The organism is Lottiidibacillus patelloidae, assembly GCF_002262935.1.
GTDB lineage: Bacteria > Bacillota > Bacilli > Bacillales > SA5d-4 > Lottiidibacillus > Lottiidibacillus patelloidae.
The window spans coordinates 28355-52889 of sequence record NZ_NPIA01000008.1; the positions used below are offsets into that span (position 1 = coordinate 28355).

General features: G+C 34.4%; 29 protein-coding genes. 5 read left to right on the top strand and 24 right to left on the bottom strand.

Annotation, left to right across the window (positions count from 1 at the left end; translation table 11 throughout):
- The 6 genes from ccpA to CIB95_RS13285 form a co-directional block, all read right to left on the bottom strand.
- Entirely contained in the window at positions 1-1005 is a 1005-nt protein-coding gene (gene ccpA, locus CIB95_RS13260) for a catabolite control protein A (RefSeq protein WP_094925933.1), read from the bottom strand.
- A gap of 33 nt (positions 1006-1038) precedes the next feature.
- A complete protein-coding gene (locus tag CIB95_RS13265) occupies positions 1039-1593 on the bottom strand; it encodes a hypothetical protein (protein WP_094925935.1) in 555 nt (184 codons plus the stop codon).
- Positions 1594-1661: 68 nt separating this feature from the next.
- Positions 1662-2741 (bottom strand): bifunctional 3-deoxy-7-phosphoheptulonate synthase/chorismate mutase, encoded by a 1080-nt coding sequence (locus CIB95_RS13270; RefSeq protein WP_094925937.1) that lies wholly within the window; start codon positions 2739-2741, stop codon positions 1662-1664.
- Positions 2742-2963: 222 nt separating this feature from the next.
- A complete protein-coding gene (ytxJ, locus tag CIB95_RS13275; RefSeq protein ID WP_094925939.1) occupies positions 2964-3302 on the bottom strand; it encodes a bacillithiol system redox-active protein YtxJ in 339 nt (112 codons plus the stop codon).
- A gap of 77 nt (positions 3303-3379) precedes the next feature.
- Positions 3380-3760 carry a YtxH domain-containing protein gene (locus tag CIB95_RS13280; RefSeq protein WP_094925941.1) on the bottom strand — a complete coding sequence of 127 codons (381 nt, stop codon included), beginning with the start codon at positions 3758-3760 and terminating at the stop codon, positions 3380-3382.
- Positions 3761-3772: 12 nt separating this feature from the next.
- Positions 3773-4192 carry a DUF948 domain-containing protein gene (locus CIB95_RS13285; RefSeq protein WP_158217639.1) on the bottom strand — a complete coding sequence of 140 codons (420 nt, stop codon included), beginning with the start codon at positions 4190-4192 and terminating at the stop codon, positions 3773-3775.
- 212 nt (positions 4193-4404) lie between these two features.
- On the opposite strand from CIB95_RS13285, the gene CIB95_RS13290 reads away from it, so the two are divergent.
- The gene (locus CIB95_RS13290) at positions 4405-5520 is read left to right on the top strand and encodes an aminopeptidase (protein WP_094925945.1); all 1116 of its coding nucleotides are present in this window, start codon (positions 4405-4407) and stop codon (positions 5518-5520) included.
- Positions 5521-5575: 55 nt separating this feature from the next.
- Here the strand turns inward: CIB95_RS13290 and CIB95_RS16460 are convergent, their stop codons facing one another.
- The 10 genes from CIB95_RS16460 to CIB95_RS13340 form a co-directional block, all read right to left on the bottom strand.
- Entirely contained in the window at positions 5576-7390 is a 1815-nt protein-coding gene (locus CIB95_RS16460; protein ID WP_233144142.1) for an HD domain-containing phosphohydrolase, read from the bottom strand.
- 117 nt (positions 7391-7507) lie between these two features.
- Entirely contained in the window at positions 7508-8812 is a 1305-nt protein-coding gene (murC, locus tag CIB95_RS13300) for a UDP-N-acetylmuramate--L-alanine ligase (protein WP_094925949.1), read from the bottom strand.
- 91 nt (positions 8813-8903) lie between these two features.
- Positions 8904-9596, bottom strand: a complete 693-nt coding sequence (locus CIB95_RS13305; RefSeq protein WP_094925951.1) for a hypothetical protein — start codon at positions 9594-9596, stop codon at positions 8904-8906.
- Between the two features lie 10 nt (positions 9597-9606).
- The gene (locus tag CIB95_RS13310; protein WP_094925953.1) at positions 9607-10704 is read right to left on the bottom strand and encodes a nicotinate phosphoribosyltransferase; all 1098 of its coding nucleotides are present in this window, start codon (positions 10702-10704) and stop codon (positions 9607-9609) included.
- 207 nt (positions 10705-10911) lie between these two features.
- On the bottom strand, positions 10912-11934 hold the full coding sequence (locus CIB95_RS13315; protein WP_094925955.1) for a TAXI family TRAP transporter solute-binding subunit: 1023 nt from the start codon (positions 11932-11934) through the stop codon (positions 10912-10914).
- Between the two features lie 92 nt (positions 11935-12026).
- Positions 12027-12821, bottom strand: a complete 795-nt coding sequence (locus tag CIB95_RS13320) for a DUF1444 family protein (protein ID WP_408607233.1) — start codon at positions 12819-12821, stop codon at positions 12027-12029.
- A gap of 83 nt (positions 12822-12904) precedes the next feature.
- Complete coding sequence (locus tag CIB95_RS13325; protein ID WP_094925957.1) at positions 12905-13231, bottom strand: thioredoxin family protein; 327 nt, start codon at positions 13229-13231, stop codon at positions 12905-12907.
- Between the two features lie 13 nt (positions 13232-13244).
- Positions 13245-14273: a PTS transporter subunit IIC gene (locus tag CIB95_RS13330; RefSeq protein ID WP_094925959.1), complete on the bottom strand. Its 1029-nt coding sequence runs from the start codon at positions 14271-14273 to the stop codon at positions 13245-13247.
- A 14-nt stretch (positions 14274-14287) separates the two neighbouring features.
- Positions 14288-15298 (bottom strand): endolytic transglycosylase MltG, encoded by a 1011-nt coding sequence (gene mltG / locus CIB95_RS13335; protein WP_094925961.1) that lies wholly within the window; start codon positions 15296-15298, stop codon positions 14288-14290.
- Between the two features lie 48 nt (positions 15299-15346).
- On the bottom strand, positions 15347-15874 hold the full coding sequence (locus tag CIB95_RS13340) for a hypothetical protein (RefSeq protein WP_094925963.1): 528 nt from the start codon (positions 15872-15874) through the stop codon (positions 15347-15349).
- Positions 15875-15998: 124 nt separating this feature from the next.
- On the opposite strand from CIB95_RS13340, the gene CIB95_RS13345 reads away from it, so the two are divergent.
- The gene (locus tag CIB95_RS13345; RefSeq protein ID WP_094925964.1) at positions 15999-16442 is read left to right on the top strand and encodes a YtoQ family protein; all 444 of its coding nucleotides are present in this window, start codon (positions 15999-16001) and stop codon (positions 16440-16442) included.
- 208 nt (positions 16443-16650) lie between these two features.
- Here CIB95_RS13345 and CIB95_RS13350 read toward each other — a convergent pair whose 3' ends face one another.
- Genes CIB95_RS13350 through CIB95_RS13360 form a run of 3 tightly spaced genes read right to left on the bottom strand, consistent with a single transcriptional unit; the run spans position 16651 to position 18995 of the window.
- On the bottom strand, positions 16651-17349 hold the full coding sequence (locus CIB95_RS13350) for a potassium channel family protein (RefSeq protein ID WP_094925966.1): 699 nt from the start codon (positions 17347-17349) through the stop codon (positions 16651-16653).
- 9 nt (positions 17350-17358) lie between these two features.
- Positions 17359-17874, bottom strand: coding sequence for a DUF84 family protein (locus tag CIB95_RS13355; protein ID WP_094925968.1), 516 nt, complete (start codon positions 17872-17874; stop codon positions 17359-17361).
- A gap of 47 nt (positions 17875-17921) precedes the next feature.
- Positions 17922-18995, bottom strand: coding sequence for a M42 family metallopeptidase (locus CIB95_RS13360; protein WP_094925969.1), 1074 nt, complete (start codon positions 18993-18995; stop codon positions 17922-17924).
- Between the two features lie 154 nt (positions 18996-19149).
- Between CIB95_RS13360 and CIB95_RS13365 the strand changes: the two genes are divergently transcribed.
- A complete protein-coding gene (locus CIB95_RS13365) occupies positions 19150-19458 on the top strand; it encodes a PepSY domain-containing protein (RefSeq protein WP_094925971.1) in 309 nt (102 codons plus the stop codon).
- 48 nt (positions 19459-19506) lie between these two features.
- Here CIB95_RS13365 and CIB95_RS13370 read toward each other — a convergent pair whose 3' ends face one another.
- The 3 genes from CIB95_RS13370 to trmB form a co-directional block, all read right to left on the bottom strand.
- Positions 19507-20100, bottom strand: a complete 594-nt coding sequence (locus CIB95_RS13370) for a hypothetical protein (protein WP_094925972.1) — start codon at positions 20098-20100, stop codon at positions 19507-19509.
- Positions 20101-20281: 181 nt separating this feature from the next.
- A complete protein-coding gene (locus CIB95_RS13375; RefSeq protein ID WP_094925974.1) occupies positions 20282-21124 on the bottom strand; it encodes a YtnP family quorum-quenching lactonase in 843 nt (280 codons plus the stop codon).
- A 366-nt stretch (positions 21125-21490) separates the two neighbouring features.
- Positions 21491-22132 carry a tRNA (guanosine(46)-N7)-methyltransferase TrmB gene (gene trmB / locus CIB95_RS13380; protein WP_094925976.1) on the bottom strand — a complete coding sequence of 214 codons (642 nt, stop codon included), beginning with the start codon at positions 22130-22132 and terminating at the stop codon, positions 21491-21493.
- Between the two features lie 90 nt (positions 22133-22222).
- On the opposite strand from trmB, the gene CIB95_RS13385 reads away from it, so the two are divergent.
- On the top strand, positions 22223-22963 hold the full coding sequence (locus CIB95_RS13385; protein ID WP_094925977.1) for a DUF3891 family protein: 741 nt from the start codon (positions 22223-22225) through the stop codon (positions 22961-22963).
- Positions 22964-23051: 88 nt separating this feature from the next.
- Complete coding sequence (locus CIB95_RS13390; RefSeq protein WP_094925979.1) at positions 23052-23342, top strand: YtzH-like family protein; 291 nt, start codon at positions 23052-23054, stop codon at positions 23340-23342.
- Positions 23343-23367: 25 nt separating this feature from the next.
- Here the strand turns inward: CIB95_RS13390 and CIB95_RS13395 are convergent, their stop codons facing one another.
- Positions 23368-24174, bottom strand: coding sequence for a phosphotransferase family protein (locus CIB95_RS13395; RefSeq protein WP_332893354.1), 807 nt, complete (start codon positions 24172-24174; stop codon positions 23368-23370).
- Between the two features lie 135 nt (positions 24175-24309).
- A complete protein-coding gene (locus tag CIB95_RS13400; RefSeq protein WP_142296514.1) occupies positions 24310-24534 on the bottom strand; it encodes a hypothetical protein in 225 nt (74 codons plus the stop codon).
- Position 24535: the final 1 nt, after the last annotated feature.

Genomic DNA, 24535 nt, shown 5'->3' on the forward strand with positions numbered 1-24535 from the left:
CTATCTTTCATGCGTTGAATGACGATATTTGATTTGATGTGGCAAAACTACCGTCTGTTGTTCAACTTTTTCTTTGTTCATTAATTTTGTTAATAGCCTCATGGAAACAGCACCAATATCATACATAGGCTGAACAACAGTTGATAAAGTCGGGCGAACCATTTCTGCTAATCGCGTATCGTCAAAACCTATTACCTCAATGTCATTTGGAACTGAGTAATTATTGTCTTGGGCGCAATGTATAACACCTAGTGCCATTTCGTCTGTGCTAACAAAAATAGCGCTAGGGAAGTTATCCTTGTCTTTATCAATAAGCGTTTGCAATGCTTGCATACCCGAATTGTATGTATAGTCGCCTACGATAACTTTTTCTTCATCAAAACTAATCCCATTTTCATTTAACGCTCGACGATAGCCTAATAGCTTCTCTTTATTAATTGGATCTTCAATTCTTCCGTTGACGAAAGCAATCGATTGATGACCATTTTTAATAAAATATGATATTGCCTCATATACAGCTTCTTCATAATTAATATTTACTGATGGTAGCATATTAGTTTTATCAATTGTCGCTGCTAATACTACAGGGACAGACCCTTTAAATGCAGCAATATGCTTTTCTGTAATTTCGCCACCCATATAGACAATTCCATCGACTTGTTTACCTAAAAGGGTATCAAATAAGTCTAGTTCCTTTTGTTCATTTTGATCAGAACTACTTAATATGATGTTATATCTATACATAGAAGCAATATCCTCTATACCTCGTGCTAACTCGGCAAAAAAGGTTCTTGAAATATCAGGAATAATGACACCTACAGTAGTCGTTTTTTTACTCGCTAACCCTCTTGCAACTGCATTAGGCCGGTATTCAAGACGTTCCATTGCATCTAAAACTTTTTGCCTTGTTGCAGGCTTTACATTTGGGTTTCCATTCATTACTCGTGAAACAGTTGCCATTGATACTCCTGCTTCACGAGCAACATCATAAATCGTTGCGTTCATCTTACCTCCGCCAATCAAACAAATTTTCTCTAATTAATCTTGCAATAATTTTTGTGATATCCTAGGTTCTGTTCCTCGCTGGTCTTTAGAAATTACATATTGTAAACGATAGCGTTTATCGTTTTTTTCGACCATCATTTCCACAGTCGTTAGTAATGTATAATTTGTAATTACATTTATTGTTCCTGGTGTTGCATCAAGAATACTAATATCGTCATGTTCAGTAGCAATAGCTAAATATTCCCCAGGTTTACTCTCCGTGCCATTTACTACTAGCTCCACCCATCGATGTGCTAATGACCGCTCTAAATATTTTTCAGCATACTGAACTAATTGTTCTTTTCGTTTAAACTTTCTTGGGAAAATTCTCTTCCCATTCTCTATTGTTGTTGCATCATCGAAAGGTTCTTTTAATTTCTTTTCTGCAAAAAAAAGAAAATCGACCATTTGGTTTTGAGCTTCAATTGTTTGTGCACGATCATCTTTGTAGCGCACAAATTCAAACGGACTATCAATTACTTGGCGGGGCTGATCACTACATGCGACCATAATTATTAGTATAAGACTAAGGAAAAACCATTTTCTCATCAAGAGTCACCTCTAAAGTTGTTTTTCTTTATGGTTTGTCTTTTTGTTCTCCCTTATACAATCTAGTACTAATCCGCTGCAAGTAAGCGTGAAGATTTTAAACTGTTCATAAAATGCTCAAACTCTGGAATGTTAAGCTGTTGCATTGCATCTGACAAAGCTACTGCAGGATCTGGATGTACCTCTACCATTATTCCATCCGCTTCAATTGCTAACGCCGCTTTAGCAGCAGGTAAAAGCAAGTCCTTTCGCCCAGTAGAGTGGGTCACATCAACTAAGACTGGTAAATGTGTCTCTTTCTTGAGAATCGGTACGGCAGTAATATCTAGAGTATTCCTCGTTGCTTTTTCATACGTTCTAATACCACGTTCACATAAAATAATATTCCCATTACCTTGTGACATAATATATTCAGCAGCATAGATAAACTCTTGAATTGTTGCAGACAAACCGCGTTTTAATAAGACTGGCTTCTTTTGAGAACCCACTTCTTTTAATAGCTCAAAGTTTTGCATATTCCGTGCTCCAATTTGAATAACGTCGATGTAATTCAGTGCTTCTTCCACATGGGCAGGGTTCACAATTTCTGTAACAACCTTCATATCATGCTTATCGGCAACAGCTCGTAAGATTTTTAACCCTTCAAATCCAAGACCTTGAAAATCATATGGTGATGTTCTCGGTTTAAAAGCACCACCGCGCATAATAGATAAACCTTGAGATTTTAAAGCAATAGCTACTGCTTCTACTTGTTCAAAGCTTTCGACTGCACAAGGGCCTGCAATTATTGTTTTCTTCTCGCGCCCAATTGCTTCACCATCAATCTGGACAACTGTATTTTCAGGCTTCTTTTTTCGAGATACAAGCAATGCTTTACGATGATCATCTTCTATTAATTCGATACCAGCTTTAAAGATTTCTTTGAAAATATGCTGCATTGTAGCAATTTCAAAAGGGCCTTCATTATAATTAGCAATCAAATTAAGCATATCTCTTTCGCGGATTGGATCGTACATCTCTAAACCTAAAGATTTTTTTATTTCACCGATTTCTTGGACTAATTGCCCACGTTCATTTATCAATTTTAAAAGCTGTAAATTGACATTGTCTATCTTCGCTCTAAGTTCATCTATTTCTTGGTTACTCAACGTGTACATCCCCTTACTAAGTTGAAAGAAAGATCTATTATTGTGTGACTATTATATAAAAATTACTGAATAAAGTCACTTATTCGTGCTCATCGTTTCTTAAACGAAAGCAAAAAAATATTTACTTCATTTCAAAAGAAAAGCTCGCCTTTTGACGAGCATTATCTTTATTAAACGCTTATTCATTTATTATGTACAGAACTAATTGTCAATAATAATAAATTAGTTTGTGAAATGTTGGTTCCATATGTCTTGCAGATTAGAATATGTAATCTTCCAATGGGAAGTATGCCAAACCACTTCTCCATTTTTCACTAATAGTACTTGTGGAGACTCATGTTTCACATTATATGACTCAGCAATGTAATTTGATAATTCTCTAGCTTCTTGTACAAATAGTGAATAATATTTTGCATGTGGAAAGTCATCATTAAAGTTGTTCCACTCTTCAAAAGCACTACCACTAATTGGACAAGTTGTACTATGTTTAAAGATAAAGAAGACATCTTTATCTTTTATTTCATTAAAATCCTCAATGGAAACTAATTTTTTATTAGACATAAATCCTCCTTATGATATGTAAATGGTGAAAAACAACAATATTGTTATTTTTCACCATCAATAATAAATTTATTAGTTTATTTATTTTCTACTGCAGTTACTTCTTCTGATGTATCTTCTTTTGCTACTTCTTCTTCTGTTGTATCTTTCCAATCTTTTACCTTTTCAATTACCTGCTTGGAATGTTCTGTAAGCTGAACTTTCTTCTCATTTGCATAATTAGCAAGTTCTTTACTCGATTCTCTCACATCATTTGAAAGGTCCGTTGCTTTTTTCGCTACTTCATTTGTTAACTCTGTAGTCTTTTTGGCTACTTCGTTTGACTTCGTTTCAATATCGTGACGAAGCTCCTTACCTGATTTAGGTGCGAATAATAGAGCTGAAAAAGCACCAATCACACCACCAATCACCGTACCCATCATAAAGTTTTTGCTACTTTTTTTCATGTCTTTTGACAAAATAAAACCTCCTTAAGATTTTTTATCGCGCCATTTTTTCAACAAGCTTAAAGTAGAACTACCAAATTTAATTGCTTGTGATATACCATCATTATGCCTATTAATATTTTTTGATACATTTTGTAAAAAATTTTTCACTTCCGTTTGTACTTGTAGAACTTCATTTCCAACTTCTGAAAGTGAATCAGTAACTTTCGTAAGGGAAGCTGTTTTTTGTTGAATTTGCTCAGCTGCTTTATTTGTTTTATTCAACAATGCAGTTAATTCTGTAGTGACACCACCTAATTGATTTTCAACATCTTTTATAGTTGTTGAGACACTTGTGAGTGTTTGCTCTGTCGCCTTTAATGTGCGAATAATGTAATACACTAAAACTGAAAAAGAAATTGCTATAATCAATGCACTAACGTAAACCAGTACGATCCAATCCAAAATGTATTTCCCCCTCTAAGCAATGCATAATGATAGCTTGCTTCCCCTCTTACTAATACTTCTTCTTTAAAAATACATGAAATTCCTGCAAATTTGTAGTAATATGCACATAATGCCATATTTTATCGATAGAATAAGGTTGTAGAATCGCAAATGGAAAATGATAATTGAACTATAGTCACGCGATACATAGAAATAGGGAGGAAAATTAGATGAAAGATTCAAGAATTGAATTATTAGCAAGTAATTTAATAAATCATTCTGTTCAATTGAAAAAGGGTGAAAAAGTACTAATTGAAAACTTTGGGCTACAAACAGAGTTAGTCAATGCGATCGTAAAAGCTGCTTACGAAGCTGGCGGATTACCTTTCGTATCATTAAAAGAAATGAAAGTTAACCGTGCCTTATTAATGGGAGCGCAAGAAGAGCAAATGCAGATGATTGCAAAGTTTGAAGCAAATGTTATGAAAGAAATGGATGCTTATATTGGTTTAAGATCTGGTGATAACATTTCTGAACTGGCTGATGTTCCTTCCGAAAAGATGGGTATTTTCGAAAAGACAGTCGGAAATATGGTCCATCGTGAAATTCGCGTTCCAAAAACAAAATGGTGTGTATTACGTTACCCAAATGAATCTATGGCACAACTAGCAAATACGAGTACGGAAGCTTTTGAAGACTTTTACTTTGACGTTTGTAATTTAGATTATGCGAAAATGAGCAAAGCAATGGACCCATTAGTTGAACTCATGAACAAGACAGATGTTGTACAAATTAAAGGTCCTGGGACTGATTTAACTTTTTCAATTAAAGACATACCAGCTATTAAATGTGCTGGAAATTACAACATTCCTGATGGAGAAGTATTTACAGCTCCAGTTAAACATTCTGTGAATGGTACGATTACGTATAACACACCTTCACCATATCAAGGGTACACATTTGAAAATGTAAAACTTACATTTAAGGATGGAAAGATTATTGAAGCAACTGCAAACGATACGGAGCGCATAAACAGAATTTTTGATACAGATGAAGGTGCTCGTTATATTGGGGAATTTGCTATAGGTGTAAACCCTTATATCCTGCATCCAATGAAAGATATTTTATTTGATGAAAAGATTGATGGTAGCTTCCATTTCACACCTGGGCAATGCTATGATGAAGCAGCTAACGGAAATAAATCAGCTATTCACTGGGATATGGTAAATATCCAACGTTCTGATTACGGTGGCGGTGAGATGTACTTTGATGGAGTATTAATCCGCAAAGATGGACGCTTTGTAATACCTGAACTTGAATGCTTAAACCCTAAAAATCTAAAATAAAAATAGAAGCTGAGAAACTATTCCTTTAGTTTTTCAGCTTCTTTTTCTTCATAATTTATTTATCTCGGTATATTTGATTGATTTTAATAAATTCCTCAATATTTTCTAAAAAGATAGTTGCTAGTTTTGGATCGAAATGCTTCCCTTTTTCTTGTTCAAAATAGGTAATTATATCTTCAATTTCCCAAGCTTTTTTATACACTCGGTCATTGCTTAATGCATCAAAAACGTCGGCAATAGCTGTAATTCTTCCGAAAAGCGGTATTTCTTCACCTTTTAGTCCTCTTGGATAACCTTCACCATTGAATTTTTCATGATGAGTATATGCTATTGTAGCTGATACTTTTATTAATTTTCGGTCTGAGTACTTTAACATTTGGTATCCTATTAAAGAATGTTTTTTCATAATTTCAAATTCTTCGTCCGTTAATTTTCCGGGCTTATTCAATATTTCATCTGGTATTGCAACTTTTCCAATATCATGTAATGGTGAAGCTACTTTTAATAACTCTGCTTCATCAGTACTTAACCCATACTTAATTCCTAATAAATAGGAGTATTCCGCTACTCGTCTTACATGATTACCAGTTTCCTTTGAACGTGTTTCTGTAATTTCCCCTAACGTCATAATAACTTCACGATTAGTATTCTCAATTTCTTCGGAAAGAAATTCTTCTTGTTCTAGTGCAGTTACGTACCTTCTCGTTTCCACATAGGATTGACCAGTAAAGAAGATAATTAATCCAAGTGATGTTGTTTGCACTGTCGTATTAACGAGAATACTATTATAGAGTATATCGAGGATTACCGTACCTAATAATACTAAGAACATACTTCCAATTACTTTTGCACCTTCTGTTTTTTCTTGAATTCCCTTAACAGCAAGGTATAAGTAATATGGGGTGTTTATAAACAGAAGAACATAAAAGATATAAATTAAATTCGTGAAATATATTGGTTCTGTAAAAACGATAACGCCGATACTAAGGATCGATACGAACAAAGTAATACTATTAAACTTTCCTTTTGAACTTTTTGGAAAGTATAACGACATGTAAAGCGAAAATAGAGAAATACTAGTAAAAATGATGATATAGTCGAGTCTAACTGCTGTCACCCAACTTAGCTTTTCAATGATAAAGAAAATATCTGAATTTCCTTTTAATAAAGCTCTAAACCCTATAAGTGCACAAAAAAGCCCTAAATATAAGTGAATTTTATTTTTTCTACGATGAAAATAAAACAGTAGTTGAATTAATGCTAAGACTGTTAAGGCACCTAATGTAAACCAAGTGACAATCATTCCTAGTTTATTAATCTTTTGTACTTCATTAATTTCACCAACAATTACTAAGCCAGAAATACCGGTTTTTCTATGATGGAAATTGGAAACTTGAATTAAAATATCAATGTCATTATTAGTCGGGGTAAAATAAATCGTTTCTGGGTTTCCTAACGGAATTGCACTATCTTTTAATTTAGCTACTTTTCCGCTCTCTTTTTTTAAGTTCCCATCGATCCAAATTTCATATGATGTATATATTCTTGGAAGTTTTAACGCTAAAGGTTGTCCTATTTTATGATCTGGAATCCTAACTTGAAGTGAATATGTTCCGTACTTTTCCTTCTTCCAGTAACTTGGTACTTTTCTTAGGGCAAATGGTTGATCTTGCAAACCTTCATGATCGTCAGGAGAAACAAGTGTGTTTTTATAAACTTTCCACTCGCCATTTAATATTACTAATTGATCATTTGAATGCCAATCAACTTGTCCATTTTCACTTGTTAATGTTTTAGGTTTTTCGATGCAACTCGTTAATATAATGGCCATTAATATTAAGAGTCCACTAAGAACAATCCTTCTTGTCATATTCATAAGAACACCCTAACTTCTCTAATAGAAAAAATAGTTAAACATATCAGATAATAAAAAAGATTGACTTCTATGAAACCAGTTATGGTCTCTTCAGTCAATCTTTTGTTTTACTTACTCTGTTTCTAAAAGTTCTTCATAAGCTTTTTGATATTTGTCAATATCTCCAGCTCCCATGAATAAAAGGACACTATCTTTGTATTCATTAAGAACTGCTAGCTTTTGTTCACTTAAAAGGTGAGAATTTGGGATTTTATTCTTTAAGTCATTTATTGTTAGGTCACCTTTGTTTTCACGTGCGGATCCAAAAATATCGCATAAATACACAGTATCAGCTTTCTTTAAGCTGTCTGCAAATTCATTTAAAAAAGTTTTCGTTCGAGTATAGGTATGTGGTTGAAAGATTGCAACTATTTCTTTATTCGGGTATTTCTTTTTTGCAGAGTCTATTGATGCATTTACTTCAGTCGGATGATGCGCATAGTCATCAATTAAGATTTGCGTCCCAACTTCCTTTTCATTGAATCTTCGCTTTACCCCTGCAAATGATTTTAACCGTTCTGCAATGATTTCTGTAGGTGCATCTTCATAATGACACAAAGCAATAACAGCTAATGCGTTTAAAACATTGTGATTTCCGTAACTTGGAATTGTGAAACTTGCATAAAATGTGTTCCTAACAAAAACATCAAAAGTTGTTCCATTTTCAGCACTGACAACATTTTGCGCCTGAAAATCATTATGGTCGCCAAAACCGTAAAAGACAACTGGAACTTGTGCTTGAATGCCTTGTAAATAGTCATCATCACCACAGGCAATAATACCCTTATTCACTTGCATCGCCATTTCTTGAAAGGCATTAAATACATCATTTACATCTGAAAAATAGTCCGGATGGTCGAAATCAATATTCGTCATTATGCCATAATCAGGCTTATAAGATAAAAAATGTCTTCGATACTCACAAGCTTCAAAAACGAAGTAATCACTATCTTTCACACCTTTACCAGTACCGTCACCAATTAAGAAAGATGTCGGTTTTACATCTTCTAAAACATGGGCTAATAAGCCTGTCGTCGATGTTTTCCCGTGAGCACCCATAACTGCAATGCTTATAAAGTTTTTAATAAACTCACCTAAAAAATGATGATAACGATATACTGGCAAGCCTAACTTTTTTGCTTCAACTATTTCTTCATGGTCATCTGAAAACGCATTCCCTGCAATAATTATTTGACCTTGTTGTATATTTGAACTATTGAAAGGAAGAATCGTTATACCTCTTGCTTCAAGTTCTTTCTGTGTAAAAAACGTCTTTTCTACATCGGAACCTTGGACATGAAAGCCCATATTGCTAAGAATTAATGCTAATGCACTCATTCCTGTTCCTTTTATTCCTACGAAATGATAAATCGTCATCGAATTGAACCTCCACAACGTCGATTGATACACTTTTCAACAGTATATGAAAAATGATTAAGATTGCTCATTTTAATAAATTTGCAAAGCATTAAGTATAAGTAATGATATTTTTTGGAAAAAGATAAATAAAGCCAAATAACTTCATAAAACTTCGCCAGGATGGAAGCTCTTTGCGATTTAATTCTTCTTGATACCTTTTATTTATTCTTTTACTATATAATAATGCTTTTTGGCTATTAATAACAGTAAAAGGGCTAATTATCTTTTTTTCGTACCCAAGCTTTACCGTCCAGCCGATTATAATATCGCCTATATTTGTATTATTATATGGCAATTCAAAGCTGCTTATTTGTTGGACTTCTTTTGTGAAGACATTTTTCCCTACGATACATTTTTTATCACTAGAGATATTTTCAACTAGTAGCGGCTCGATTGTTAAAGCTAATAAAAATGCAGAAACCCGCAGACTACTTTCAGAAATAGTTCTGGAATTTTGTTTCAAATAAAGTTGGTACATCGTAAAACCTTGAATGTTTACATAATCAAAGCAAAACCAAAATGAAAATATTTCCTTAGTCTTAAGATCTTCAAGTTCTACTAAAGAAAGACCCGTTTGTTCACAAAAGATATGCTTTGCTCTCACTTTTTCCCTAATATTTGCGTTTCGTTCAACAAAATAAAAGAGATCGGCAAACGTTTCTTTGACACTATGGTCAATTTTTTGCTGTTTATCATGACGTAAGGATTCAATATGAACTATATCCTTTATTGTATGATTCATTTGTCTCACCTTAGTCTACTTTTTCAAGTCGTTTGTTAGGACGGTATTTTCTCCCTGTTTTCGCTTGTGGCTTACCATTTAGTAAAACATTATCACCTGTAAATCCAGTTATTATTTTTAGTAAACTACTACCTACACCATAAATATCAACTGGAACATTCTTCTCTTCGAATTCACGAATTCTCTTTTCATCAAAACCACCACTTAGGATGATTTTGACATGGTGGAATCCCTCATCGTCCAGCGCTTTTCGCAGTGCAAATACTAGTTCAGGATTTACTCCACGTGGGTCAAATGTTCCTAAGCAATCTTGATTACGCCAAAAGTATTGATCGACTAATGTTCTAGAAGTGTCAACTCTAACACCGTGAAGCTTATCGCCAAATTCTCTTGCTACTTTTAGCGCATCCGTTAAGACGTCATTGTTATAGTCGACTAAAGCAACGAGATCATCTTCAGGAAACTTGTCATGATATGCCTTCGTTGCTGCAACAACATCACCTTCAAAAAGTTGGATTAAGGCATGTGGCATCGTACCCATGCCTTTTTTTCCCCACCATTCACTCATTGCATGTGTCGCTTGCGCTGTTGAACCTCCGATATAAGCAGCATAGCCATCTCCTGATTGCTGGCGGAAGTCATCATCACGATCTCCCATAAAGATAACAGGTTTTTGCTGCCCGGACGTACGTGCAGCTTTAACAACGTCATAAACATTTGTTGCTACAGAAGTTCTGCGAGCTAAAATTCCATCAATAATACCTTCTAAGTAGCCGAAGTTCTGATATGGACCTGTGATCGTTAATACTGTCTCAAAAGGTTCAATTTTATCTCCATCTTTTAATGAAAAAATTTCTAATTCATCTGGATTCTTTGCAAACGTCTTTAAAAGGGCAATTACTTCATCTGTTCCACAAAGTACAGCATGCTTTTTTTGGAAAAATTGCATTGTTATCGTATTGTTTGGCTTATATTCCTCAATAATATCGCGTGTTTTAAGAAAATATACTGCTGAAAACCAGCCATCTCCAATACGCTCATCAAATTTAAATGTTTTATTTGTTAGTCGCTTTATTTTTCCTTCTATTTTCAACTTTATTTCCTTCATTGAAAAAACTCCTCATCCAATTCGTAATTTATGTAAGCAAAAGGAGATAAATATAATTCCACGTATTCTATCATATATAAGGAAGTACTTTAAAACAAGAAATTTCTTACTCATACCAATCTTGTATAAGATATAACCTTTCAAATACGCATCTTCATTGTTTTGAGTAGTATGAAGAAAACCGGACAATAATTTGTCCGGTCTTAGTTATTCCTTCTTTTCTTCAAGTAGTCCTTCCTCTTCAAAGTATTTCTTTGCTCCAGGATGTAATTTAATTCCTTTAGACCCTTTAAGCGCATTATTTTTCGTAATAAATTTACCTTGAGGATGTGTTATATAGCTAGCATTTTCATATAATGCTTTAGTTATTTCGTATCCAACTTCTTCGTCTATTTGCGAAGTAGAGCCAACTAAGATTGCATAAGCAGTAATAGTCGATGCTTCTGTTTCTAACCAATCATAGGATGTATCATTAATAATAAATGGATCATATCCAGTTGTTTTCTGAAGTTGCTCTAACCCATCATCTGTAATTTCTAAAAACTTCACATCTTCTGTTGCTGTCTGCAAATCATTGATTACGTTATTAGGTAACCCTAAAAAACTAAATAAAGCATCAATACGTCCCTCTTGAAGCATTTTCTTCGCTTCTTCAATATCCACTTCGATTGCTTCATAGTCCCCATCGTGAACGCCATGAACTTCTAGAATTTGTTTTGCCGCATCGTGTGAACCACTTTTTTTTGGACCGATAGCTACTTTTTTCCCTTGTAATTCACTAATGGATAAAATTCCTGTTTCTCCTAGTGTCACAATTTGCATAATTTCAGGGTATAATTGTCCAAAAAATCCAAGGTTCTCAACCTTTGCATCCTCGTAATCACCCGTACCTTCACTTGCCTCTTTCGCATGTATATGTATTGTCATTCCAAGCTGAAGTTCTTCAATACTAATTCGTTCTAAGTTCTCTTTAGAAGCAGCAGTCGCAATAGCACTAACATCTAGCCCTTCAACAGGAGCATTATTTTGAATAACTGAAGCTATTTCTTGCCCCAAAGGAAAATACGTTCCTCCAGGAGAACTTGTCCCTAAAAGAAGATACGTTCGAAAATCTTCCTTTAACTCTTTTTTCTTTGCTTCCTTAGCACCTTCGTCTTCAGGTAGTCCACAAGCAGAAATAAAGATGCAACACGCAAATAAAAAAACGGCCGATAAATGAAATGATTTCATGGTGAATTTCCCCTTTACTTATAAAGATTACATTCATACCATGTAGTATCAAACGGATTAACTTTCGCTATTCACCTTTTGTTAGAAATTCTTTATTTTGACCTTTTAGAAGCAAAGACAAAAATCGGTTCAAAATCACCATTTTCATAAAGAAATGGCATAACTGTAATAGGAATTTTTCCATTTGTGAAAAAATGCATACACATTTGCCCTAAAATATCGTAGCCTTTTTCATTTTTAAGGTCTGCTAAGATTAATACATCTTGGTGTGGTACAGCTACTGCCATATCGCCCGTAACTTCTTCATGAAAATCATTTAATAATGTCCGATTTAAAATTCTACTAGCGTCGTATCCATCTTTTGTATTGATAAAGTAAAAATCATTTCCAGCTACGCTATCTTTTTTCATTGGTGATTTTAATGAACGAACGTTAAACGAAGCCATTTGCTTCAGCTTACTTGCATCCCATTTTTCTTCTATCATCATTTTTTCATCGATAAGCCTATAGGAGTTTCCTAAATCTAATGCAAAGTAAATTCTCGTTTCTGCAGTATGTTCTTCATAGACTAATGCTCTGCCTTCTGCACTCTCCGTAGGGAATGATGTGGAACGAATAACTGGAAAGATATTTTTTTCTTTTCCTGTTAATTCAACGTTCATTTTCATTGCTTTAAATGTCTCTTCCACTGTATAGACCACTTCGTCAACTGCAGCTTCATTCTTATCTTTATACTTTGCTACAATTTTAGGTAACGATAGTGTAATACCTTTTTCTAGCTTGCTATCAACAACACGTAATTCTTTCTTTTCATTATCATATGCAAGATTTAAATTTTCCCTTGCTATCTTTTCTTCGATCAGTCTCTTCATTTTTATTTCGTCCAAAATTAACTCCTCCTATACCTTCCTTCTATTGTAAAGGCATATATTCTTAATGACAAAAGAAGTACCTCCAGTAATGGGGGTACTTAGCTTAGTTTTCCTATTATTTCCTCAATAAATCCTTCTATTTGTTCTTTCGTTTTTCGTTCTTTGTTCACATATCTACCAATTTCTTGTCCATTTGAAAAAGCAATAAAACTTGGGATACCAAAGATTGCATATTCTTCACATAATGATAAATGCTCATCTCGGTCTACATAAAGAAAAGTAAACTGGCTATACTTTTGTTCAATCTCAGGTAAGATTGGCTTAATAACAACACAATCCGGACACCAGTCTGCAGAAAAAACGACAATTGCATCTTTATTTTCAATCTGTTCCTCAAATGAGTTATCTTTTGTAATTGTTATCATCTTTTTTCCCCCATTATAGTGATAGCTTTAAATCACCTTGTTTAATTAAACCTCTTTTTCTCATCCAACTTGATAGTATCAAACTAATAATCGCAGGTCCAATAAGATGCAGTACGATCACAATACTAAAAATGTGCCAAGTAAACCCCATTGTCGTGAAAGTCATAATCTGTCCTACTAAACCGCTTGTTCCCATACCTGCCCCTGCTGCATTGTTAATCATTTGTGGACCAAGTAAACCCAATGTCGCTACTGGAGATAATAATATACCAGCAACAGTAGGTGGTATTAAAATTAAAGGATTTTTAACAATGTTTGCTACTTGAAGCATTGATGTTCCTAATCCTTGGGCAATAAATCCACCGAATCCATTTTCTTTATAACTTATTGTTGCAAAACCGATCATTTGGGCAGCACATCCGACTGTAGCCGCGCCTGCTGCAACACCATCTAATTGTAGCATTATTGCAATTGCTACACTCGAAATAGGTGCAGTTAAAGCAAGTCCCATGACAGTCGCTACAATAATACCCATCAATAGAGGGCGCTGCTCTGTTGCAAAGACAATAACTTCGCCAATTGAAAGCATAAAACTACTAATTACTGGGCCAACAAATTTTGCAACAACGAATCCAATTACGATGGTTACAAAAGGTGTGACAATAATATCTAACTTTGTTTCTTTAGACACTAATTTACCAAACTCCGTTGCAATCAATGCTGAAACAAAACTACCAGCTGGTCCACCATTAAAGACTTCAGGACTTCCTCCAGCCATACCGGCGACCATTGCTGAAAATAATACTAATGGAGGTGCTTTTAACCCATAAGCTACCGCTACTCCAATCGCTGGACCCATCATCTTAATTGCTAAGTTACCAATCTCCATTAAGAATGGAATACTTAGTTGTGCGCCAATCGTTTTTAAGATGACACCAATAATTAAAGAAGAAAACAAGCCAAGTGCCATATAACTCAATGCTGTTACAAAATATTCTTTCGGTGATAATGTAATACCTTTTTTCATTAAAAACGTTTTCATTAGTGATTTTCTCCTTAATGTTGCTTCAATGCTTCTGCTTTATAATCGTTATGTTGACTGTACGTTTCTGAAAAATTATGCCCACCAGAGCCATCGCCCTTCACGACATAGTAAAAAAAGTTATGGTCAATCGGGTGGACGACCGCTAACAATGATTCCTTTCCTGGACTAGCTATTGGACCTACTGGAAGTCCAGGAGATAAATATGTATTATAAGGGCTTTCTATTTCCAAATCTTTATATAAAAGGCGATCCTTTGGTTTACCAATAGCATATAACACGGTCGCACACGCTTGTAATTTCCATTTCTCTTTTAATCTATTAAAGAAAACACCAGCTATTAAACCTCGCTCTTCCTGTAATACTGCTTCTCTTTCGACTATTGAAGCAAGTGTAACCCATTCATGAATAGGAAGATCTGGTTTCACTTCGAAAGAATTAATAACAGAAAAGAACTGCTCAATCATTCGCTCGCTAACTGTTATGACATCCATATTAGGTTGAAAGTAATAGGTGTCCGGAAAATAATAACCCTCTAATCGATATTTAGTACCTTCGACAGTTGGAATATTTTTTAATAAACTTTCATCAATGCCTTCACCCGTTTTAGCTATTGCTAAAAATTCATCAGCATTCACAACACCCGCTTCCCCTAACTTCTGGGCAATTTTCTCAACAGTAAACCCTTCAGGAATTGTTATAGTAATCCGTTCTTTTGCTTGTCCACTGCTCATAATTTGCTTATAAATTGTCTCTATACCAGTGCTATGAAGATAGTGAATGCCTTCTGATATCTTTCGGTCATATCCTTTATATTTTCCATACATCTCGAAAAGTGACCTGCTTTTAATTAGCCCATTTTCTTTAAGAGAGAGTGAAATCTCCGACAGAGATTGACCATGGGAAATAGAAAAAGCAACCGGCTCATCTAATACACGCGGTTGCCATTGGTCGATATAAACAAATGCTAAAGTAATAAGGAAAATTAACGTAAAAATTGCCAGTGATATTACTACTTTTTTCATTAGGGTTAGCTCCTTACTATATTAATAGTAATAGCATTTCACCAATTATTAATTATTAAACGTAACAGAGTGGACTATTTCTGACATCTGTTTCACACTGTTTGTCATTTCATTAGTTGTCGTTTTAGTTGTCATTTTAACTTTTCCAACAGAAACGACAATTTCGTAATCATTCTCGTTTAATTGCATCACATGTAAATAGCCAAATTTATTATTCGTTTTAAACGAGTGAACTAGAATATATTTCTCACGATCTCTCATTGCAGCTTTAAATAATGAGCGACTATATTGTTTTTCTTGTGGATTATAAAATAATATGAACCATTGTCCATTTTGTTCTAGAATTGTATTAAATTCTAATTCACCTTCTATTACCATCCCTGTAGGTAAATAAAATTCCATTTCATCAACTACAGTATTTGCACCTTTTCGTTCCCCTTTAAATATTACATCCACATAGTCTCGTGCAGTTGTAACAGCTTTTAACTCCGGGACTGGTTGAATCGCTACTAGTAATAATAAAATAAATAACGTAGATGTAATGACAACACTTCTAAATGCTACTAAATGATTCACAATACTTCCTCCCTAAACTCTCTTCTATTATGATACTTCTTTTCGTCAATAGTTGACAAGGCTTGTTTTTTCCATCTTGAGGATGAGAATGATAAAATAAACTACATATATAGGAGGCGATAAAATGGAATTAAACGTTTACTTAGCAGGACATATCCATGGTGAATGGCGAAAAGAACTGAAAGAAAAGGCGAAAGCGATGAATCTTTCTGTAAACTTTTTCTCACCAATGGAAGAACACGACCGTTCTGATTACATAGGGGAGGAAATTATTGGGGAACAACCGACACCACTTCAACGAGATGCCGTTTCGGCGAGTATTAATAACTTTCGCACACAACTTTTACTTGAGAAATCTGATGCTGTAATTGCCTTATTCGGCGATAAATATAAGCAGTGGAATACAGCTATGGATGCAAGTGCAGCAATCAGTAAAAATAAGCCGTTAATATTAATTCGCCCGCAATCACTCCATCATCCATTAAAAGAGCTTGAAAACAAAGCACAAGTGACAGTGGAAACGATTGACCAAGCATTACAAGTTTTATCTTATGTATTTGAAAACTAAAAATAAGTAGGGCTGGCACAAAACTAAAAGAGTTCAAATAAAAGAAGAGCATTTATCTTTCTTTAGAATAAGTAAAATCCGAACCCTCCAGTAATTCTGACTGAACTGCACCTCCAATTATTAGATTGTGTCTAAAAATTGGGGTGCAGTTCATTCTGGCTGCGTTCGGATTTTTCTATAAATATTAATTTTTTCTCTTTTTTAAGAGCTATTTCGATAGTTTCTTTAAATGTTCAATCATTAAATGATAATCATCTTGGTCGAGATTTGGATATTGATCAATTTTAGCTCGAACATACGTTAACTCTTCGGGAAGCTCTTGATTATTACCACGTCTTGTTAAAAATGACGCGACAGAACCTGTAATTATCCCTAATATACCAACTCCTACAATCATTAAGAATGTTGCAATGATTCTACCAATGACCGTTTCTGGATATAAGTCACCATATCCTACAGTAGTTGTCGTTACGATTACCCACCAAAAAGCGTCTCCATACGTTACAAAGCTGTCCTCAATCCATTTCATCGGAATAGCTGTAATAAACATAATAGCGATTATAAATACAAATAGTTTATCAATATTATAATTCCTTAAAAAATCGTCAATAAGTGACTTTCGGCGGTTAAGAATTGCGATTAATCTAATAACCCGAAATAGTCGAACAATCCGTGCTGCTTTAAAAAATTGATCCAATGGAATAATGGCAATTAAGTCTAATGGATTGCTCTTAATAAATGTCCACTTATTTTCACTTAGCCATAGTCTAACCGTATAGTCTACAACAAATAAACCCCATACGAACAAATCTAAAGCAGCTTGGTATTCATCATCATAGATTAAAGTAAATATTACAAGAACGGCTAATAAAAGTTCATATATGAAGATAGAACTTTGCTTATTCATACATCCTCCTTAATCTTTCTTCGAGTGATAGTTGTATAGCCCAAATAATATGCGGACGACATGGGAAAACATCTCTACACGAGTCACATATCCATTTGTAAAGATGCCGACTGCACCTTCTTTTGAACGTACATCATGTTTTTTTGTAAATTCTGCCATAACTACACCAAGTTCTTTTCCAGAACGGACCCCTTGAGCGATTTCTTCTTGTAAATAAATTCTCATCCCACTTGCAACAAAAACATCCCCGTCTGCCGTCGCTAAAGCTCCCCAATTGTTAACGAGCATTCCTTCATTAGTATCGACAACTCCACCTTCTAAACCAATTCCAATGTCTGCTTCGCTTGCCTTCACAGTAGCCAATGCTCGATTGATTGCACCTTGTTTTGTTTCTTCATCACCGATAGGTTGATCTGCAACATCTGAAGGTACGTTTATTCCATCTACTTCAACATTCTCATTAATTAGCGCTTGCTTTACTGCGTTAATTTTTGCTGGGTTTAATGAACCAACTACAATCCTCATCATGATCCCCTTTCAAAAGAAAAGAAGCCAATGAAGGCTTCTAAAATTTAACCGTTCGCTCTAATTGAATCTACAGTCGTTTTATCAGTTGTTTTAACAAGCTTTGTTAATAGTTCTTTTGCAGCAGCATAGTCATCAACGTGGATAATAGAAGCAGCTGTATGAATATAGCGTGAACAAATACCTATAACTGCTGAAGGTACACCATTATTTGACATATGTACTCTTCCTGCATCCGTTCCACCTTGTGATACAAAGAATTGATACGGAATATCATTGCTTTCTGCAGTGTCTAAAATAAATTCTCTAATCCCGCGATGTGTGACCATTGAGCGGTCTAAAATTCGGATAAGTGCACCTTTCCCTAATTGACCAAATGCATTTTTATCTCCAGAAGAATCATTTGCTGGACTAGCATCTAATGCATAAAAAATATCTGGGTTAATCATATTAGCAGCAGTTTGTGCACCGCGAAGCCCAACTTCTTCTTGTACCGTTGCCCCAGAGTATAATGTATTAGGTAACTCAATACCATTTACTTCTTTTAATAATTCAGCAGCAAGACCACAACCATATCGGTTATCCCAAGCTTTAGCTAAAATTTTCTTCTCATTAGCCATCGGTGTAAATGGACAAATTGGAACGATTTGTTGTCCTGGTTTGATTCCAATTTTGATTGCATCTTCACGATCATCTGCCCCGATATCAATTAACATATTTTTAATTTGCATCGGTTTACTACGCTGTGCCTCATCAAGTAAGTGAGGAGGAATTGATGCGATAACACCAACTACCGGTCCGTTATTTGTCATTACTTGGACGCGTTGGGCAAGCATGACTTGTGACCACCATCCACCTAGCGTCTGAAAGCGAATCATCCCGTTTTCTGTGATTTGCGTAACCATAAAGCCAACTTCATCCATATGACCAGCAACCATAACTCTTGGAGAACCTTCTTTACCATGCTTTACTCCAAAAACGCTTCCAAGCTTATCATAAATCATTTCATCTGCATATGGTTCTAATTGCTCAGTCATAAACTTTCGAACAGCATGCTCATTACCAGGAGCACCTTGAAGCTCAGTTAATGTCTTAAAGAGCTGCTTCGTTTCATTATTCATTTTATAATCATCCTCATACGCTTATTATGTATCTCTCATCATTTTACAAAAGTTAAGATGAACTTTCCACAAATAAGTAAATTTCTCCGTTCTTTCCAATCCTATTTCAGATTATGTATAATATAGGTAGAGCCTTTACTAAAGGAGTGGTCATTTGAGTTGGAGAAAATTTTTACTCGGAGTCGGAGTTGGTGCAGCTACTGCACTTTTATTACAAACGCAATTAAGTAAAGAACATATTAGTGCTGAAAAAGCGCTAAAACTTGCAAAAGAAGCCTTTAAGAAAAGCGGGCCAATAGAAGGATCGTGGATAAATACTGGAAAAGAAACATTTGATGCAGATGGTATCATTCACGACGTTTATCGCGGTGGCATATCCAAAGTAAAGGATGGAAAGCTTTCACATTTTGAATTTGTTATTAGTGCAAAAACTGGAACATTAATTGAAGTAAATGAAGAATAGCGGATAACTAGCAACGAAAAAAGCTCCCAATTAAGGGAGCTTTTGCTTTTAGTTAAAAGATTGATTTTGTCCTAAAATGTTATTAGCAATTTGATACTCCGTAGTAGAGTATGCACGTTTTAACCAGATCACTAAAATGACTACTGGGATAATTACTACTAATAAATTAACGAAGAAAATAAGGCCCCAATGCATATGTGTACTTAATGCATCTTTATGCTTTGCTTGATAATCTGCAATTCCGTCAACATCAGCTAAACTTTCTTTACCTACAGCTTTACCAGTTTCAACTTCATAATAAACAATTTTTGAATGAGAAGTGATGTAAAAATCATCTCTTACAGTTTCATAATGAGCAACAGCTGCAACATACGTGAATTCTTTATCTGTAACAACTGTTTGTGTTGCTGCAGTTTTTTCATTTGTTACTTTTTCTTCAACAGTTCTGATCACCGTGAATGTTTCTACTTCTGCTAAATGTACTGAACCTTCTTTAAAGTCATAATATAATCCAGATAATCTTTCTTCAACAGCATCTTTCATTCCAGCCGGTTCGTTATGGTTACCGTTAGCTAAAACTGCAGTTGAGAAAATTCCGAATGTGAATAAAGCTGTTAACATTACAGTTAATAATTTTTTCATCTATTTTTCCTCCCCAGATGTCTCTATATTTAATCTAGCAATATCATACCATAGTTTGTTAGCTTTTCTATGGTAGTTTATGAGAATTTTGTTACAAAATAATGTATATTTATTTGTCTTGGTCACGCAGATATTATTTTATCAGCGATTTGTATTTTTTCCAATGGGAATTTTTATGAACTTACGATTTTCTTTTTATTGATTGTGTAATGCTGCCTTTTGCATCCCATTTAAGTGCACGATAAATCGCATCATGATAGAAAAGAAACCATGTATTACTTTCTTTCGCTTGTTTTAACAAACGATCTTTTTGCATAATCGAATCCATTGGATAATCGTCATATGCTAAAACCCATAACGGATTTTGGTGTGCATGTGTCGGCATTAGATCTGCCATATGGATAAGATTTTCACCATCTCGATTAATTAAGATGATCGAGTGCCCATCACTATGACCACCTGTATGCACCATTTTTATCCCCTGAATAACCTCAAGCTCTTGTTCATACGTGTTCACTTGATGTTCGATTGGCTTCCAATTTTCTTCCCAATAAGTATTAATAGAACGAATATTAGGTTGTTTCATTTCATTCCATTCACGAGCACTTGTATAGATAATGGCATTTTTAAAAGTAGGTACAAGCTCACCATTATCCCATTTCGTTAAACCACAAGCATGATCAAAGTGCATATGTGTCATTAATATAATATCTATATCATCTGTCGTTAATTGTAGTTCATTTAATGAAGAATCAATATTTGATTGCGAAGTAACTCCAAAATTTTTCAGTTGTTTTTCAGAAAGTTTTTCATTACCAATACCTGATTCAATTAATATGTTCTTTCCTTCTACCTGAATAAGCATCGGGTCTGTCCGAAGTTCGATTTGATTCTTTTCATTTACTTCATAAAACCTACTCCAAAGTGGCTTTGGCACTACACCAAACATTGCTCCGCCATCTAAATGAGTTACACCACCATCGAGCCATGTTATTGTCATATCTCCAATTTTCAGCTGTTCCATCCATATGCCCCCTACACTTGTACTGTCTGTTATAGTTTACCATTTTTAGAAATTATAAAAAATAATAATTATTCCAAATGTCAAAAGAGGTGGAACGAACATAACAATTATTCAATTTAGAGGTTGTTGAGTATTTTTGTGTGAAGCGTAGTCAAAATACCGAGACTCCTACGGGAACAGCACGTGTCCGAAGACCCCGTAAGAAAGCTGTTTTTGCTTACTTGCGAGCATGAGGCCGTGCCCGTGGAAAGCGAAGTATTTTGACGAAGCAACAATTTTTATAAAAAAATAACCGAACTAGTTCAAATTAACAATCTGAATGAGTCCGGCCTGTCTAGATTCTTTTTTATCCTAAGCACTAAAAAATCAACTAATAAATTGAGCTTCACAACGGTAAATACGCATACCTTCTTCTGAAAATTTTCTTTCGTATTCAGTCATCACATTACCTTCTATATCACTTTTATGAAGGTCTAAACTAATATTTTTCAACAACATCCCATATTTAGAAAAACTTTCTAAGGAAAATTCAAATAACGCCTGATTGTCAGTTTTGAAATGAATTTCACCATTTTTCTTCATAATTTGTTTGTAATTGTCTAAGAAATCTTTATAAGTTAACCTACGTCTAGCATGACGATCCTTCGGCCAAGGGTCAGAAAAATTTAAATAGACACGATCTACTTCGCCTTCTTCAAAATATTGCAATATATTAACTGCATTTACATTTAACAGTTTTGCGTTACTAATATCTGCATCAACAATATTATTCATCGCTTTTACGACAATTGTGGTAAATCGCTCAATTCCAATGTAATTTATGTCTGGATTTTGTTTGGCCATACCTGTTACAAAGCCACCTTTTCCAGTACCTATTTCAATATGAATTGGATTATCATTTTTAAAAATGGTTTTCCATTTGCCTTTATAATTCTCAGGTTCTTGTACAACAACAGTAGGATGCTCTGCTAACTTTTCCTCTGCTTTTGGATCATTTCTAAGTCTCACTGATGTCACTTCCTTGCGTTATGTTATCCTTTAAACAACAGTTATCATAGCATAATATTAACTTTAAAACACGACTTAAGGAGAATTGTCATGATCATTTTTGAAGAGAACGACCATTTTATCTTATATACCCAACATGATCACGGATTATTGTCTGGAGAAATTGCGTTTCAATGGGGAAATAGTGAATTTCCGCTTGCTACATTTAATCAAATTATGACAGCAACTTACCATGACTTTGCTTGGTATGATGAAGATCTTCAACCTAAATGGGACTATAAAAGCAACAAACCGTATGACTTTGTAGAATATCCGACATCTGAAAAATTAATTATTTACAAAAATGGAATATCACAGTTAGAAAAGTTATATCCGCATTGTGCCCTTTTAACATCACTCCATTACTGTTCGTTTTACAACGGAAGAAACGACAAAGAAATTTTGCGTTTTCTATCGAATGAAAAAAAGAGGCAGCAAAAACTAAAAAATTGGCTAAAGCTGAGGACTAATTCAGAAAAAGATCTAAGCTTTTTAAAACTTTGTGATGACTTTTCTTTATATGTTTGCTTAAATGAGCCTGGGGTTTCTAAAAGCAATGAACACCCATGGTATAAGAATGGAATTAGTTATAAAAATGGGGATGAAGAAACAATATTCGAGTTGTTTTGGTCTTCAAAAGAAGAAATCACAATTACACCCTTTCCGTTCAAAGAAGAGTGGGAAACATCCATTCCATATAGGAAAATGTGTAAAGAAACGAAGAAAATAGTTGGCAAAGGGAATACGAGAATTAAATTTAGGAAGCATGAGCAAAGGGGCGACGAGAATTGATCGTAATGATCGATTCCGTCAGCCCCTTTTAAGGATATTTTCTAACGATTCTAGGCACACTATATAAAAAAAACTAAGGGTGACTTATATGCCAATTACCTCAAACGATCAACTGCATTTACTATATGACATACTCACTAATCATAAGATTGACTGTTGTGGTTCTATGAGTGAATGCCAACAAATCCAACGTATTGTCCAATCACTAGTAAATGATCAATCATTGTCTTATGACATGAAGAATACGTTAAAAGATATATATAATTACAGTAAGGTACCTGAAAATAACCAACATTTAGAACATCATATTGTTCAACATAATGGTCATTTAGACAATTGGATTTCATCCATAGATAGTTTCACTAATCAACAATTTTAATATTACCTAGGAAATATTTGTCGTATTATTGTTTATTAGTTAAAATTTGTTCTAATCTGTCGGTCGCAGCTTGTACTTCAGCAGTCGAATCGCGGCCGACATACCATAGTAATGATAAAATTGTTTGTGCTACAACGTACCAGTGCATTTTTTTCTTTAAATCATCTGTTAACTCCACGCCGTATTGCTTTAACCAACTTCCCCACTCTTCGAATGGTACGTATGAGTATAATAGCATTCCTATATCTAATGCAGGATCTGCAATCATTGCTCCATCCCAATCAATTAAGAAGATGTCACCTTCATCACTCATGATCCAATTATTATGATTTACGTCACAATGACAAACAACATATTTCACATCAACTTTCACTTCAGCTATTGATGTCTGTAAATATGATATAGCATCTTTAATTATTAAATTGTCATTTTCATTTAGTTCGTTCGTTTTACGAATTATACGATTTAAAATATCTTCTGGAGTCAAAGGTGTTTTTCCAATACGCTTTAACATATTTAAGAGTTCCGATGAATGATGTATTTTCCGCAAGATAGTAGAAGTACAATGATCATTCATTTCAAGACCTTTTAACTGTCTACCTTGAACCCAAGTTTGTGCTATAATTACATCGCCACTTTCAAGCCTTTTTGTCCATAATAGCTTAGGAACAATTCCTTCCGCAGACAAGACAGCTAAAAAAGGTGAGGAATTCCGCTTGATAAAAAGGCGTTGATTCCCTGAATGGTCAACCGCATAATATGCTTCTCCTGTTGCTCCTCCAGCTGGATAAATACTCCAACCTTGACCTAATGCATGTTCCAAGTCAGTCACCCTCATTACCGTTCATTAAATTTACATTTTTCTATCATAACATATTTATTTCTAGAATGATTTAACTTTTTCAAAATCGTTTTAAATTAAAATGTGTTTTTATTTTTACCGAAACCTTTAGGAAATATCATTTATTTAATCGTTACTCTTGTTTAAAAACTTTACTTTAGCGATACGTGACATAATTAAAGTGGTAGCATAAATAATAATCGGTATCGCAATAACTAAATAACTTATTAAAATATTATCGAATTGGAATATCCAATCATATAGTCCAGCTTTTTTATATATTAGACCAATCCATAAGGCTGTAAAAACAATTGTAAAAAGTAAATCTTTTACGTTTAAATATTTCATCATC

What these genes read in the sequence shown, in the direction of transcription:
- ccpA (WP_094925933.1), bottom strand. Translation starts at nt 1,005, where the DNA reads ATGAACGCAACGATTTATGATGTTGCTCGTGAAGCAGGAGTATCAATG.
- CIB95_RS13265 (WP_094925935.1), bottom strand. Translation starts at nt 1,593, where the DNA reads ATGAGAAAATGGTTTTTCCTTAGTCTTATACTAATAATTATGGTCGCA.
- ytxJ (WP_094925939.1), bottom strand. Translation starts at nt 3,302, where the DNA reads ATGTCTAATAAAAAATTAGTTTCCATTGAGGATTTTAATGAAATAAAA.
- CIB95_RS13290 (WP_094925945.1), top strand. Translation starts at nt 4,405, where the DNA reads ATGAAAGATTCAAGAATTGAATTATTAGCAAGTAATTTAATAAATCAT.
- CIB95_RS16460 (WP_233144142.1), bottom strand. Translation starts at nt 7,390, where the DNA reads ATGACAAGAAGGATTGTTCTTAGTGGACTCTTAATATTAATGGCCATT.
- murC (WP_094925949.1), bottom strand. Translation starts at nt 8,812, where the DNA reads ATGACGATTTATCATTTCGTAGGAATAAAAGGAACAGGAATGAGTGCA.
- CIB95_RS13305 (WP_094925951.1), bottom strand. Translation starts at nt 9,596, where the DNA reads ATGAATCATACAATAAAGGATATAGTTCATATTGAATCCTTACGTCAT.
- CIB95_RS13310 (WP_094925953.1), bottom strand. Translation starts at nt 10,704, where the DNA reads ATGAAGGAAATAAAGTTGAAAATAGAAGGAAAAATAAAGCGACTAACA.
- CIB95_RS13315 (WP_094925955.1), bottom strand. Translation starts at nt 11,934, where the DNA reads ATGAAATCATTTCATTTATCGGCCGTTTTTTTATTTGCGTGTTGCATC.
- CIB95_RS13325 (WP_094925957.1), bottom strand. Translation starts at nt 13,231, where the DNA reads ATGATAACAATTACAAAAGATAACTCATTTGAGGAACAGATTGAAAAT.
- CIB95_RS13330 (WP_094925959.1), bottom strand. Translation starts at nt 14,273, where the DNA reads ATGAAAACGTTTTTAATGAAAAAAGGTATTACATTATCACCGAAAGAA.
- mltG (WP_094925961.1), bottom strand. Translation starts at nt 15,298, where the DNA reads ATGAAAAAAGTAGTAATATCACTGGCAATTTTTACGTTAATTTTCCTT.
- CIB95_RS13345 (WP_094925964.1), top strand. Translation starts at nt 15,999, where the DNA reads ATGGAATTAAACGTTTACTTAGCAGGACATATCCATGGTGAATGGCGA.
- CIB95_RS13350 (WP_094925966.1), bottom strand. Translation starts at nt 17,349, where the DNA reads ATGAATAAGCAAAGTTCTATCTTCATATATGAACTTTTATTAGCCGTT.
- CIB95_RS13355 (WP_094925968.1), bottom strand. Translation starts at nt 17,874, where the DNA reads ATGAGGATTGTAGTTGGTTCATTAAACCCAGCAAAAATTAACGCAGTA.
- CIB95_RS13360 (WP_094925969.1), bottom strand. Translation starts at nt 18,995, where the DNA reads ATGAATAATGAAACGAAGCAGCTCTTTAAGACATTAACTGAGCTTCAA.
- CIB95_RS13370 (WP_094925972.1), bottom strand. Translation starts at nt 20,100, where the DNA reads ATGAAAAAATTATTAACTGTAATGTTAACAGCTTTATTCACATTCGGA.
- CIB95_RS13375 (WP_094925974.1), bottom strand. Translation starts at nt 21,124, where the DNA reads ATGGAACAGCTGAAAATTGGAGATATGACAATAACATGGCTCGATGGT.
- CIB95_RS13385 (WP_094925977.1), top strand. Translation starts at nt 22,223, where the DNA reads ATGATCATTTTTGAAGAGAACGACCATTTTATCTTATATACCCAACAT.
- CIB95_RS13390 (WP_094925979.1), top strand. Translation starts at nt 23,052, where the DNA reads ATGCCAATTACCTCAAACGATCAACTGCATTTACTATATGACATACTC.
- CIB95_RS13400 (WP_142296514.1), bottom strand. Translation starts at nt 24,534, where the DNA reads ATGATGAAATATTTAAACGTAAAAGATTTACTTTTTACAATTGTTTTT.